A 12,105-nucleotide genomic window follows, 5' to 3' on the forward strand; every position below is an offset into this window, starting at 1 on the left:
CCCTGCGGCCGTTATTCGTCGTCGGCCTCGCCCGCCGGGCGGGAGGTCTGCTCGGCGAGGGTGTCCCAGAAGGAGGTGTCGGCGTCGGCAATTGAACCGTCCGCGATGGCGGCGGCGGTTGACGTCAGCGTGGTAACCGTCTGCTTGATCAGGTAGCCGTTGCTGCGCTGTCCCAGCGCGTAGCCGTCGAGGTAATGGTCCGACATGCCGCGCATCTCGAAGAGCAGGGTGGCGATGCCGTATTCCACTGAGATGCCGTTGCGGCTGATGGTCTCGGCGCTGCCGCCCTGGTACTTGCCAAGGTGGCCCCATCCGGTGGAGTCAACGTTGTCGAAGACCACGGCGCCGAGCTGCTTGGACCGTTCGACGACGGCGGGATCGGCGTTGGGGGTGGTGGGGTACAGGATGGAGCCGGACACCAGTTTGCCGTCGCGCTCTGCCCGGGTGCCCTGGTGGTGCAGGTCGATCATGTAGTCGACCCGGTATTTGCGCATCACATTGTTGTGCAGGGCCTGGGTTTCCGGCTGGATCTTGGCCACGTGGTCCCGGTTCAGGTCCACGCCCTCGGCGTTGAAGCGGGTCATGTTGCGGTCACCCTTGGCGATGTAGTCCTCCAGGGAGAAGTTGACGTCACCCATGGCACCGTCCGCGTTGAGCATCGGAACCACCAGGATGTTGACGCCTTTGAGGATGTCCGCCGATTTTCCGGTGCCGAGGTGCTTGACGAACTCCATGGCTCCCTCGGTAGTGAGCTGTTCGTTGCCGTGCTGCTGGGTCAAGTAGAGGATGGTGGGCTTGGCCGGGTCCGAGATGTACTTGACCAGGTGGATGTCGCGGCCCTTCACCGTTTTGCCGATGACCTCCAGTTCCATGGCAGGCTGCTTGGCGTCCTGGTCCTTCAGGAAAGAAACCATCTGGTCATAGGTGGCCAGCTTGGATGTGGTGATCTGGCCGTTGCCTCCGTAGTTGGGCCCCTCCCCCACAGCGATGGCTGGAGCAGGAGCGGCGACAACCGCCAGTGCAAGGGCCCCTGAAACGGCAAGGGTCCTAAAAGTAGCCAGGGATTTCTTCACGTGCGTTACCTCTTTCGAGTGCATTGAGTGCGTCCAGCCGCCATGTCCCCCATTGCGCGCTGTGACAACAGCCAACCAAGCTGATTGAAACCTGTCAATGGACTCAACGAATCCTGGTAAGCCTATGACTGCGCTCTCCCAGTGGCAGCCACGCCACATCGTGAAACCGATTTGCCCCGCTTCCGGCCGGTGGGCTTGAGTGGAACTGACCCATCCGGAGCGGCTGAGAGACCTGGCTCAGTGACGCCGCAGCAACCCGTACAGCAGGGAGTCCCCCTGCCCCGAAGGTGCTACTGCCAGGACCGATGGAAAGGAACTCCACCGTGCCCCAGAACACTGACCACATCCGCGCCACCCACGCAGGCTCATTGCCGAGGACGCCTGAACTCATTGCTGCAAACGCTGCCAAGGAAGCCGACGGAATTACGCCCGAATTCCTGGAACTCCTCGAAGCCTCGGTGGTTGACGTTGTCCAGCGCCAGAAGGACCTCGGCATCGACATTCCCAACGACGGTGAATACGGGCACACCATGGCCAACTCTGTTGACTACGGGGCGTGGTGGAACTACTCCTTCGCCCGGCTCGGCGGACTGGAGCCTACCGACGTGGACCGCTGGGCAGACTCCGAGGTCCGGCGTTCGTCGCCCGGAAACGTCGTCCTCACATCATTCCCCGACCGGCGGGACCGCCAGCAGTTCAGCGAGGCTTACAACGACCCGTCGTCGGGAATCCTGGCCCACCGCAAGAGCGTCACCCAGCCAAAGATCGCGGGCCCCCTCACTTACACCGGGCAGGACCTGGTGGCCTCGGATGTCAACAACCTCAAGACGGGCTTGGCCGCCGCAGGGCTGACGGAGGGCTTCGTAGCGTCTCTCTCCCCCGGCTCATGCGCCCGGGTGGCCAACGAGTATTACAAGACGGACGAGGAACTCGTCTACGCCTGTGCCGACGCCATGCGTGAGGAATACAAGGCCATCATCGACGCCGGTCTGACCGTCCAGCTCGATGACCCGTCCCTTGCCGAAAGCTGGGACCAGATCAACCCCGAACCGGCGCTGGAGGACTACCTGAAGTTCATCCAGCTGCGCGTGGAGGCCACCAACTGGGCGCTGCGGGACCTCCCGCAGGAACAGATCCGGCTGCACGTGTGCTGGGGCTCCTGGCACGGCCCGCACACCACTGACATCCCCTTCGCAGACATCCTCGGTTCCGTCCTGCAGGTCAACGCCGGCGCCTACTCCTTCGAGGCGGCAAACGTCCGCCACGAACATGAATGGCGGGTCTGGGAAGACACGAAACTCCCCGATGGCAAGCTGATCATTCCGGGCGTCGTCTCCCACGCCACCAACGTGGTGGAGCACCCGGACCTGGTGGCGGACAGGATTGTGCGATTCGCCGACGTAGTCGGCCGGGAAAATGTCATCGCCTCCACCGACTGCGGCCTGGGCGGGCGCGTCCACCCGCAGATCGCCTACGCGAAACTGGAAGCTCTGGGCGAAGGTGCACGCCGGGCCACGAAACGGCTCTGGTAGCCCGCCGCCGTGGAATCACGGGAAGGACGAAACCCCGGCTGTGCATCCGGTCACCGGAATACGCGCTACCGGCGTTTCGCTTCCCGCGGCTTGCTAAACTGGGGAAGGCCGGGTTGACCGGCCCACCCCAACACACCGCCGATGTCGAGTTGCGCCTTCACGCGCCCTCGTCCGCAGGCGGAAGCACCGCCAATCCCCGCAGGAGACCCAGCACCATATGACCGCCCTTGCACCAGAATCCCTCCACGAACAGCTCCTGAACCGCCGCTACGAGCCCAGCGTTGCCGCCGTCAACGAGCTGTGCGATTCCCTGCAAGACACCAGGCCGGGCACGGTGGTGCCTTACGTCGACCCCATGCACGACGTCGACGAATGCCGGATCATCAGCCTGTTCTCCAACATCGGTGAAGCGGACGGCTCCGGCTTCATCACCGCCGGAGACCAGGACGCTGCCACCCGCATGCTCGGCATCCAGTGGAAGCTGGGGCTGCGGCCCGAGTATGTCATGCCGTGGAACGTCCACCCCTGGCACGTCCCGGGCGAACCGAACGGCAAGTTCACCCCGGACCAGATCCAGGCCGGCCTCAAGCCGCTGCTCAAGTTCCTCGCCCTTGTCCCGCGCGCATCAGTCATCGTGGCGCACGGCACCGAAGCCAACCGTCTGGCCAACGCGCTCCTCAAGACCGAGGTCCCGCTGCTGTGGCGCCGCGGCCTGAAGACCTACAAGGTACGCTCCCTCAGCGGCCGCGCCTTCGCCGGTTCCCCTGCGCGCCAGGAAGAGTACCTCCAGGACATGCACGTGGCCTACGCGGACGCCATGGCCCGTACGGGGCTGCAGAAGGCGGTCTGATCCTCTAAGGAGTACGACGGCGGGCGGTCACCTTTCCCAAAGAAAGGTGACCGCCCGCCGTCGTCATATGAAGGGGCCTCCGCCGCCGAGGGTTCCCTGGCTGAGCGAAGCGAAGCCAGGGAGGCGGTGGGGACCTATTTGCCCTCGATGGCGGCCTTGGCCGCGGGGTCGGAGTCGTTGAGGAACTTTTCGATCCGCTCGGGTTCGTCGGCTTCACCGATGGCCGAGGAGGCCCGTCCCAGCGAGTAGAGCGCACGCAGGAAACCGCGGTTGGGCTCGTGTTCCCACGGGATGGGGCCCACGCCGCGCCAGCCGTTGCGGCGCAACGAGTCCAGCCCGCGGTGGTAGCCAACGCGCGCGTAGGCGTAGGAGTCGATGGTTCGTCCCTCCGCCCAAGCCTCCTCGGCAAGGATGGCCCACAGCAGCGACGACGTGGGGTTCTTCGCCACAAGGTCGACGGCCTCCTGGCCGAGCGCCAGGTGCTGGTAGATCTCAGATTCTGCCGGCAGGAGCGTGGGCTCCGGCCCCATCAGGTTCTTGCGGAACTCATCCGACATTTAGAAGGTCTTTCCGGCTGAACCGAGCTGCTTGGTGGCTTCCACAACGCGGGCGGCGAGGCCGGCTTCGGCGGAGGCGCCCCAGACGCGGGGGTCGTAGGTCTTCTTGTTGCCCACTTCGCCGTCCACCTTCAGGACGCCGTCGTAGTTGCGGAACATGTGGTCCGCCACCGGGCGCGTGTAGGCGTACTGGGTGTCCGTGTCGATGTTCATCTTGATGGTGCCGTAGGACACGGCGTCGGCGATTTCCTGGTCCGAGGAACCGGAGCCGCCGTGGAACACGAGGTCGAACGGGCTGTCCTTGCCGATCTTCGCGCCAACCTGCGCCTGGATGTCCTTGAGGATTTCCGGCCGGAGCTTAACGCCACCGGGCTTGTAAACACCGTGGACGTTGCCGAAGGTCAGGGCCGTGATGTAGCGGCCGTTCTCGCCGGAACCCAGGGCTTCAATGGTGGCCAGTGCGTCTTCAACGGTGGTGTACAGCTTCTCGTTGATCTCGTTCTCGACGCCGTCTTCCTCGCCACCCACGGTCCCGATTTCGACTTCGAGGATCATCTTGGCAGCGGCCGTGCGGGCCAGCAGCTCGCGGGCGATGCGCAGGTTGTCCTGCAGGGTTTCGGCGGAGCCGTCCCACATGTGGGAGTTGAAGATCGGGTTGCGGCCGGCCTTGACCTCAGCCTCGGAGGCTGCAAGCAGCGGCAGGACGAAGCCGTCCAGCTTGTCCTTGGGGCAGTGGTCCGTGTGGAGGGCGATGTTGACGCCGTAGTTCTTGGCCACTTCACGGGCGAAGGCCGCGAAGCCCAGGGAACCGGCCACCATGTCCTTGGTGGAGGCGCCGGACCAGTAAGCCGCACCGCCGGTGGAGACCTGGACGATGCCGTCGGACTCAGCCTCGGCGAAGCCGCGAAGGGCCGCGTTGAGCGTCTGAGAGGACGTGACATTCACTGCCGGGAAAGCGAATCCGCCCGCCTTCGCACGGTCGATCATCTCGGAGTAGATCTCTGGGGTTGCAATGGGCATGCTGACTCCTCTGCTGAGTTTCGTCTGTGGGTTAAAAGACCCTCAAGTAGACCGCTTACGGCTAGGCACCATCCTAGCGATATCCGCCACACCGCCGAGTTTCTGGTCGGCAGTTGGTAACACTCCCGTGTTGCGTCCGCGCGGGCGCCCTAAACGTGCTGGTTGAAGACGTGCCGGCGGACCCACGCGTGCATGGCGATCGCCGCGGCGGACGCAGCGTTTATGGAACGGGTGGAACCAAACTGTTCGATGGACAGTGTGGCTTCGGCTGCTTCATGGACCTCAGGCGTCAGGCCTGGCCCCTCCTGCCCGAACACCAGCACGCAGTTGCGGGGCAACTCATAGGTTTCCAGCGGAACGGAGTCCGGGAAAATGTCGATGCCTATAATCGCCAGCCCCTCCCCCTGCGCCCACTGGACGAAATCCTCCACTGTGGGGTGGTGGCGGACGTGCTGGTAGCGGTCGGTAACCATGGCTCCACGCCGGTTCCACCGCCGTCGTCCGATGATGTGCACCTCCTTGGCGAGGAAGGCGTTGGCGGTGCGCACCACTGTGCCGATGTTGAGGTCGTGCTGCCAGTTTTCGATGGCCACGTGGAAGTTGTGCCGCCGCGAGTCCAGCTCCGCCACGATCGCCTCGTGCTTCCAGTAGCGGTATTTGTCCAGCACGTTGCGCCGGTCGCCGTCCGCCAGCAGGTCAGGATCCCAGTGGTCACCCTCGGGCAACTCGCCTTCCCAGGGCCCGACGCCGACCTCCGCCCTGGGTGCCCCGGCTTCCGTTGCGTCGGTTTCTTCGGGCGAGTGGTGGGGCGCGTCTGCCATCCCGGGCGTTTGGTTCACCCCTCAACACTAGACTGGACCTTTCGGGCAATCATCACGGCCCGTTCATCACGGGCGTCGACAGTCGGAGGCAGGCATGGCAGAAGCGGACAAGGTCAAGGGCGCACCGGCGGTATACCGCAGCGGCCAGGACATTGAGTGCTGGCTGACGGACATGGACGGTGTCCTGGTCCACGAAAACCAGGCCGTTCCGGGCGCGGCCGAACTCATCCAGCGGTGGGTGGATACGTCCAAGCGTTTCCTGGTCCTGACCAACAATTCGATCTTCACGCCCCGCGACCTTGCGGCCAGGCTGCGTGCGTCCGGCCTGGAGATCCCCGAGGAGAACATCTGGACGTCGGCCCTGGCCACGGCCCAGTTCCTGAAGGACCAGGTGCAGGGCTCAGGGTCCGGTAACCGCGCGTACACGATCGGCGAAGCGGGACTGACGACGGCGCTGCACGAGGCCGGCTTCATCCTCACCGACCAGGATCCGGACTTCGTTGTGCTGGGCGAGACGCGCACCTACTCTTTCGAGGCGATCACCACAGCAATCCGCCTCATCCTCGCCGGCGCCCGCTTCATCGCCACCAACCCCGACGCCACGGGCCCGTCCAAGGACGGTCCGATGCCGGCCACCGGTGCCATCGCGGCGCTGATCACCAAAGCCACGGGACGGGAACCCTACATTGTGGGCAAGCCCAACCCGATGATGTTCCGCTCCGCCATGAACCAGATCGACGCCCATTCCGAAACCACGGCAATGATCGGTGACCGGATGGACACGGACATCATCGCCGGCATGGAAGCCGGGCTGCACACGGTCCTGGTGCTGACCGGGATCACGCAGCGGGACGAGATCGCCTCCTACCCCTTCCGGCCCAACCAGGTCCTGAACTCCGTGGCGGACCTGAAGAACCAGCTCTAGAACACCGTCACCCGGGAGCCGCCGGCCGGCAGCGGGAAATGCTCATCAAGCAGACCGTCCAGCAGCGGCCGGTAGATGTGCGGGTTCCATTGCGGGCTGGCGTGCGCGGGTGCGCCCCCGGTGGTCTGGAGTCCGGTGGAGACCATGTTGTCCTTGAACGCCACGGCCCACGCTTCCACTGCTGATTCGTAGCGCACAGTGCGGTCCTTGGGACTTCCCAGGTAGGCCATCTTGGCTGTCCCGATCTTCCCTGCGAACCGGGTGCCGTCGAAGTGGTAGATGTAGGCGGACTCCGTCTGGATCAGTACGCTTGACGGCGCGATGGGCGAGAGCTGCTCCAGGGTCTGGTCGAGGATCTGGCGCCAGCTGCGCTCGTCCTTGTGGATGACCCGTTCGCCCAGCTCGTAGCCGCCGCGGAGGGTGGACGGGAACCGGAAGCCACGCTCGTAAAGGAACACCACGCCGTCGAACCAGCTCTGGTCCAGGACGTCGTGCTTGCTGTACGGGCTGGAGTCCAGCACCACGAACTGGACCTGCACGCCGTGGATTTCCAGGAGCCGGGCCGCCACCTGGGTGGCCACCATTCCGCCGAAACTGTGTCCGTAGAAGAACAGTTTTTGGATTTTCTGCTCACGGACGTACTCGATGACGGCGATCACGATGTCGTCGATGTCCAGGCCTTGGTTGGAATACCCGACGGCGGCGAGCCGGGCTCGCTTGTTCAAGGAACCACGGAGGGAGTTCAGGATCCACTGGGCCTCCTCCCAGCTGGTCTTGTATCCCGGGAACAGGAACCAGCTGGCGTCCGGGTAGTAGGCATCGGCAAAGTCGTCCGGAACGGGCAGGATCCTGTCCGTTCGCCGCTGCGACTGCACCTCGCGGGTCAGCAGCATGTCCGCTGCAAGTACCCCTGAAGCACCAGTAGCGGTAAAGAAGCTGCGCCGTGAAAAGCGCTTGAGGGCAGCGGCTTGTGACAGCAGCCGGGCTGCGGTTGCCCCGCCCCGGCCCTGCGGATCAACCTTCCCCTCATACGGCACGCCTCTACCGTAGGCACAACTGAAGAGTCCGCCGCAAGGAGCCTTGGATAACCATTCGGTGACTGCCCGGCGGCGGGCCGGCCGTCAGCTGGCGGCCTGGCCCTCCGCTGCCGGGAACGGGGCTTCCGGGTCCTGCTGGCGGCGGCCAAGCTCGCGTCCGATGTCGTTGTAGCGCCCCAGGAGGTCGGAACCCGGGAAAGCCCCCGGGTGGTCCAGCAGCGCAAAGAGGGTGTCGCTTGCCGCGAGGAGTTCCTGTTCGGAGTACTCCACCAACTGCCGCCCGAACAGTTCCTCAAGCGCGGCGTCCGGCGCCACCTGGTACCCCTCGCCGAAGGGCCTGCCGTGGTGGGGGTGGCTGGCGTCGTCGTCGACGATGTGCAGTGGCTGCACCTGCTGGGCAGGCCCGGCACCGGCCAGGTGTGCCCCAGCCAATCGCTCGTGTGAACCCGTGAGGTGAAGCGACACACCAGAGCCGTAGATGCCGGGAAGGCTGTTGGCGTCCATGGTGTTCAGGTCGCTGCGAAGACCTGCCAGGGCACTGGATTCCACCAGTGCAGCCTGCGAGAGGTCAACGCGGATGTGGGCACGGATGCCCATGCGCCGGACGCGTCGGATGATGTGGACAAGGTCCGGACGGGAATCGTGGGTGAGGCTTCCGCGGACGTCGATCCTGACTATGTCAGCGGGGACGTCGAGGTTAACGAGCGCATTAAGAGAGCGGTCCATAGGTACTCCAAAAGAGGTTCTATGGCCGACGGCTCAACCACGGCCAGCGTATCCCCGATGGTGTGCAGGCACAACCTGTGTTCCAGGGACTGCTTCGCCCGTCGGGCGGCCTGCCCACCGGGCGGCCTGGCTAGGCTGACTGTTCAGGCCTGCGGCTGCCGGGTTCCTGGTAAAACGTACGGGTGCCGGTGCCGCCGACCGAATCAACCAATGACTTGGCGATGTCCCGCAACTTTGTATTGCTGTTACTGGAAGCCTCGGTGAGGATCCTGATGGCCGCTTCCTGGCTGCACCTGTTCTGCGCCATCACAATCCCGATGGCGATGTCGATGATGGTGCGCGATTCCAGGGTTGCCCTGAGGTTCGCCGCGCTGTCCGAATGGAGGGAGAAGCGCACAGCCAGCCGCAGGGCCTGGGAGATCTCCCTCGTGAAGCCGCGGGCCTTAGCGGTGGCCCGCTCGTCGAACTTGTGCGGGACATCCGAGTACAGGTTGAGCGCCGCCTTCGCGTCCCCCTGCAGGTTGAACGGCAGCGACAACACCGAACGCAGGCCATAAGAAGCCACAGCGGAGGCGTACTCCGGGCCCCAACGGTCTTCATCAAACAGGTCCGGGACGTGGATCTCACGTTCTTCCTGGGCGGCGGTCAGGCAGGGACCCTGTGAAAGCGAATACTGGATTTCATCCACTTCGCGGGCGGAGTCGCTGCTCCAGCCGATAGTGGCAGCCTTCCTGTCACGAAGCAGCGTGATGCCGCAGAGGGCATCATCGCCCAGACCTGCAACCTGGTGGGCCGAGAAACGTGCGAGCTCATTGAGGAACTCTTCAAAATCCGAGCTGTCCAGGATCAGGTCCTGGACCGTCTCAGTGGCGCTCAACGGCTGGTCCGCGGTGGGCATGGGCAGGTTCTCCAAGGGGTACTTAAGGGGCTAAGGAGAATATTAGGCCAGCGGCCGGTCCGGGCCAAGTGCGCTGGCCGGATCGCTTCGGCGCCATCCTCTCCCGCCACGCCACCCGGCCTGACTGCCGGCCCGGGCGCAGCAGTTGGTGCCCGGCCGGCGATGGGGACCTAGTCGAGGCCCAGTTCGTCCTTGCCGAACGCGAAGAGGTAGGGCACGCCGGTTTCGGCTTCGATCTTTTCCTTGGCGCCGGTATCGCGGTCCACGATCACTGCCACAGCCACAACGTTGCCGCCGGCCTTGCGGACGCCCTCGACTGCGGTCAGCGCGGACCCGCCGGTGGTGGATGTGTCTTCGAGGACCAGCACGTTCCGGCCCTCCACTGAGGGGCCTTCCACCTGGCGCCCCATGCCGTAGGACTTCTGGGCCTTGCGGACCACGAAAGCGTCCACGGTGCGGCCGGCGTCCACCGCAGCGTGCATGACGGCGGTGCCCACGGGGTCGGCTCCCATGGTCAGGCCACCTGCGCACTCAAAGCCGATGCCGGCGTCGTCCGCCATCTTCAGCATGACCTGGCCTACCAGCTTGGACGCCTCGTGGTGCAGGGTGATGCGGCGAAGGTCGATGTAGTAATCCGCCTCCGCGCCGCTGGAGAGGATGACCTTGCCGCGGACCACGGCAAGTTCCTTGATGAGTTCGAGCAGTCGGGCGCGGGCGGCTGCAGAGTCCACTGCAGTCTCACTGGGGGAAGTCATGGGTTCCAGTTTAGTGGGACCGGGCCGGTGCGGTTGCTTGAGCAGGGTTGCCGGCGCTGGCTAGTGTGGACCACATGCGCGAACTCCAGGCCACCATCATTGAAGAAATGGGCGTGCAGCCCCGGATCGATCCCGCGGGGGAGGTGCGCAAACGCGTCACGTTCCTCAAGGAGTACCTCAAGGCCACCGGCACCAAGGGCTTTGTCCTGGGAATTTCCGGAGGGCTCGATTCCTCGCTGGCCGGAAAACTGGCCCAGCAGGCGGTCGAGGAGCTCGAGGCGGAAGGCCTGGAAGCAAACTTCGTAGCAGTCCGCCTGCCCTACGGCGTGCAGCACGATGAGGAGGACGCGCAGGCCGCCCTGGACTTCATCAAGGCCAAAACCGAGTGGACCTTCAACATCTCCGCGGCCGTGGACGGCTTCGAGGACGAGTTCCACAAGACCGCCGGCTCGGAGATCTCCGACTTCCACAAGGGCAACACCAAGGCCCGCACCCGGATGATCGCCCAATACGCGCTGGCCGGGGAATTCAACTACTTGGTGATCGGCACTGACCACGGCGCGGAATCCGTCACCGGGTTCTTCACCAAGTACGGCGACGGCGGCGCGGATATCCTGCCCCTGTTCGGTTTGAACAAGCGGCAGAACCGGGCCCTGCTGGCCGAGCTGGGCGCCCCGGCACGCGTGTGGGAAAAGGTCCCCACCGCCGACCTGCTGGACGACCGCCCCGGACGCACCGATGAGGACGAACTGGGCCTTAGCTACGACCAGATCGACGACTACCTCGAGGGCCGCGAGGTTCCTGAGGCCGTCGCGGAGTCAATCGAGCAGAAGTACCTGCGCACGCGGCACAAGCGCACGGTCCCCGTGACCGTCTTCGATACGTGGTGGAAGGGCGAAGGCCCGGTAGAGCCCCGGGCGGGACTATAGCCCGGCACCCAACCGCTGATATTTCCCTGCTTGCTGGGATCTCGACGGCGCGTCTCCCTACTCAAGGCGGCGCGCCGTCGTCGTACGTTGGCACTGCCGTGGAGACTCAGCGGGCCGGGGCACCTTCTCCCCCGCCGAGCTGCTGGGTGATCCGGTGGGCCTCCGCCATGAGGAGGCCGCCCAGCTCGTCCTGCCGTTCCGGTTTGAAGCGCGGCTCAATGCCTGTCAGGGACAGCGCCCAGGCCGGCTTGCCGGACCTGTCGAATACTGCGGCGCCCATCCCCCAGCTGCCTTCAAGGACGAGCCCGGGGTTCACGGAGTACCCAGCCAGCCTGGTGCGTTCAAGGTTCTCCCGGACGATGCCGGCGGTGTGCCCGGCTGCGAAGGTTCCAGCGTGGGCCTCCCAGTCCTGCAGGATCCCTTCCCGTTCCCCCTCGGGAAGGAAGGCCATGATGGCGGTTCCCGCGGACGCCACCCCCAAGGGAAACCGCACACCCTCATGCAGCACGAAAGAACGGACCGGGAAGCTGCCTTCCTCCCGCAGCAGGCAGACCGTTTCCATGCCGCGGCGGATGGAGAAGAAGGCGCTCTCACCCGTGGCCTCGGCCAGCCGCCGCAGGCTGGGCCGGGCGATGTCCTCCATGGGGAACCGGGCAGAGGCCACCGAGCCCAACAGCAGCATCTCGGGGCCCAGCACCCAGTTGCCGTTGACGGGATCGTGGTCCAGCAGGCCCTCGGCGGCCATGGAAGACAGGAGCCTGTGCACGGTAGGCCGGGTGAGGCCGGATTCGCGAACAACATCGGCCAGCGGCATGCCCCCGGCGCTGCGGCCAACCAGCCGCAGCAGGCTTGCGAGGCGGCTGACCACTTGGGCGCCCTGCACGGGAAAATTGCTCATCGATGCCTCAATCGTCCATATTGTGGATACTTTGTTGCCCTACGTCCACAGTATAGAACGCGGCTGAATCAGGTGATTATCAGC

At 65.0% G+C, this 12,105-nt stretch carries 12 protein-coding genes, 1 pseudogene and 1 riboswitch; of the genes and pseudogenes, 4 read left to right on the forward strand and 9 right to left on the reverse strand.

The window, feature by feature from the left end:
• Window positions 1–11: 11 nt before the first annotated feature.
• Entirely contained in the window at window positions 12–1,097 is a 1,086-nt protein-coding gene (locus QE394_RS06450; protein WP_268159438.1) for a M14 family zinc carboxypeptidase, read from the reverse strand.
• Between the two features lie 183 nt (window positions 1,098–1,280).
• A riboswitch (SAM riboswitch) is annotated at window positions 1,281–1,385 on the forward strand.
• 11 nt (window positions 1,386–1,396) lie between these two features.
• Here QE394_RS06450 and QE394_RS06455 point away from each other — a divergent pair.
• Both QE394_RS06455 and QE394_RS06460 read left to right on the forward strand, forming a co-directional pair.
• Window positions 1,397–2,605, forward strand: coding sequence for a cobalamin-independent methionine synthase II family protein (locus QE394_RS06455; RefSeq protein WP_349034086.1), 1,209 nt, complete (start codon window positions 1,397–1,399; stop codon window positions 2,603–2,605).
• 217 nt (window positions 2,606–2,822) lie between these two features.
• Window positions 2,823–3,455, forward strand: a complete 633-nt coding sequence (locus QE394_RS06460) for a uracil-DNA glycosylase (RefSeq protein WP_261620750.1) — start codon at window positions 2,823–2,825, stop codon at window positions 3,453–3,455.
• A gap of 134 nt (window positions 3,456–3,589) precedes the next feature.
• Here QE394_RS06460 and QE394_RS06465 read toward each other — a convergent pair whose 3' ends face one another.
• The 3 genes and pseudogenes from QE394_RS06465 to QE394_RS06475 form a co-directional block, all read right to left on the reverse strand.
• Window positions 3,590–4,012, reverse strand: a complete 423-nt coding sequence (locus QE394_RS06465; RefSeq protein ID WP_045730031.1) for a DUF3151 domain-containing protein — start codon at window positions 4,010–4,012, stop codon at window positions 3,590–3,592.
• Window positions 4,013–5,035 (reverse strand): annotated as a pseudogene (gene fbaA, locus QE394_RS06470) (class II fructose-bisphosphate aldolase); the annotation flags it as partial.
• A 146-nt stretch (window positions 5,036–5,181) separates the two neighbouring features.
• Window positions 5,182–5,853, reverse strand: a complete 672-nt coding sequence (locus tag QE394_RS06475) for a TrmH family RNA methyltransferase (RefSeq protein WP_200937717.1) — start codon at window positions 5,851–5,853, stop codon at window positions 5,182–5,184.
• 94 nt (window positions 5,854–5,947) lie between these two features.
• Here QE394_RS06475 and QE394_RS06480 point away from each other — a divergent pair, with 94 nt between their 5' ends.
• Window positions 5,948–6,778 (forward strand): HAD-IIA family hydrolase, encoded by an 831-nt coding sequence (locus tag QE394_RS06480; protein WP_056076878.1) that lies wholly within the window; start codon window positions 5,948–5,950, stop codon window positions 6,776–6,778.
• On the opposite strand, the gene QE394_RS06485 is transcribed toward QE394_RS06480, so the two are convergent.
• From QE394_RS06485 to pyrE, 4 genes are all read right to left on the reverse strand, one after another.
• Window positions 6,775–7,815, reverse strand: a complete 1,041-nt coding sequence (locus QE394_RS06485; protein WP_349034087.1) for an alpha/beta hydrolase — start codon at window positions 7,813–7,815, stop codon at window positions 6,775–6,777. The two genes, QE394_RS06480 and QE394_RS06485, sit on opposite strands and share 4 nt — an antisense overlap.
• A gap of 84 nt (window positions 7,816–7,899) precedes the next feature.
• Window positions 7,900–8,541, reverse strand: a complete 642-nt coding sequence (locus tag QE394_RS06490) for a hypothetical protein (RefSeq protein ID WP_056076883.1) — start codon at window positions 8,539–8,541, stop codon at window positions 7,900–7,902.
• Between the two features lie 130 nt (window positions 8,542–8,671).
• Entirely contained in the window at window positions 8,672–9,439 is a 768-nt protein-coding gene (locus tag QE394_RS06495) for a GAF and ANTAR domain-containing protein (protein ID WP_056076885.1), read from the reverse strand.
• 170 nt (window positions 9,440–9,609) lie between these two features.
• The gene (gene pyrE, locus QE394_RS06500) at window positions 9,610–10,194 is read right to left on the reverse strand and encodes an orotate phosphoribosyltransferase (RefSeq protein WP_056076887.1); all 585 of its coding nucleotides are present in this window, start codon (window positions 10,192–10,194) and stop codon (window positions 9,610–9,612) included.
• 74 nt (window positions 10,195–10,268) lie between these two features.
• On the opposite strand from pyrE, the gene nadE reads away from it, so the two are divergent.
• Window positions 10,269–11,123, forward strand: a complete 855-nt coding sequence (nadE, locus tag QE394_RS06505) for an ammonia-dependent NAD(+) synthetase (protein ID WP_056076889.1) — start codon at window positions 10,269–10,271, stop codon at window positions 11,121–11,123.
• A 106-nt stretch (window positions 11,124–11,229) separates the two neighbouring features.
• Here nadE and QE394_RS06510 read toward each other — a convergent pair whose 3' ends face one another.
• The gene (locus tag QE394_RS06510) at window positions 11,230–12,021 is read right to left on the reverse strand and encodes an IclR family transcriptional regulator (protein WP_056076891.1); all 792 of its coding nucleotides are present in this window, start codon (window positions 12,019–12,021) and stop codon (window positions 11,230–11,232) included.
• Window positions 12,022–12,105: the final 84 nt, after the last annotated feature.

This window comes from Pseudarthrobacter sp. SORGH_AS 212, from assembly GCF_030818145.1.
Taxonomy (GTDB): domain Bacteria; phylum Actinomycetota; class Actinomycetes; order Actinomycetales; family Micrococcaceae; genus Arthrobacter.

What these genes read in the sequence shown, in the direction of transcription:
- QE394_RS06495 (WP_056076885.1), bottom strand. Translation starts at nt 9,439, where the DNA reads ATGCCCACCGCGGACCAGCCGTTGAGCGCCACTGAGACGGTCCAGGAC.
- QE394_RS06450 (WP_268159438.1), bottom strand. Translation starts at nt 1,097, where the DNA reads ATGCACTCGAAAGAGGTAACGCACGTGAAGAAATCCCTGGCTACTTTT.
- nadE (WP_056076889.1), top strand. Translation starts at nt 10,269, where the DNA reads ATGCGCGAACTCCAGGCCACCATCATTGAAGAAATGGGCGTGCAGCCC.
- QE394_RS06510 (WP_056076891.1), bottom strand. Translation starts at nt 12,021, where the DNA reads ATGAGCAATTTTCCCGTGCAGGGCGCCCAAGTGGTCAGCCGCCTCGCA.
- QE394_RS06465 (WP_045730031.1), bottom strand. Translation starts at nt 4,012, where the DNA reads ATGTCGGATGAGTTCCGCAAGAACCTGATGGGGCCGGAGCCCACGCTC.
- QE394_RS06475 (WP_200937717.1), bottom strand. Translation starts at nt 5,853, where the DNA reads ATGGCAGACGCGCCCCACCACTCGCCCGAAGAAACCGACGCAACGGAA.
- QE394_RS06480 (WP_056076878.1), top strand. Translation starts at nt 5,948, where the DNA reads ATGGCAGAAGCGGACAAGGTCAAGGGCGCACCGGCGGTATACCGCAGC.
- QE394_RS06460 (WP_261620750.1), top strand. Translation starts at nt 2,823, where the DNA reads ATGACCGCCCTTGCACCAGAATCCCTCCACGAACAGCTCCTGAACCGC.
- QE394_RS06490 (WP_056076883.1), bottom strand. Translation starts at nt 8,541, where the DNA reads ATGGACCGCTCTCTTAATGCGCTCGTTAACCTCGACGTCCCCGCTGAC.
- pyrE (WP_056076887.1), bottom strand. Translation starts at nt 10,194, where the DNA reads ATGACTTCCCCCAGTGAGACTGCAGTGGACTCTGCAGCCGCCCGCGCC.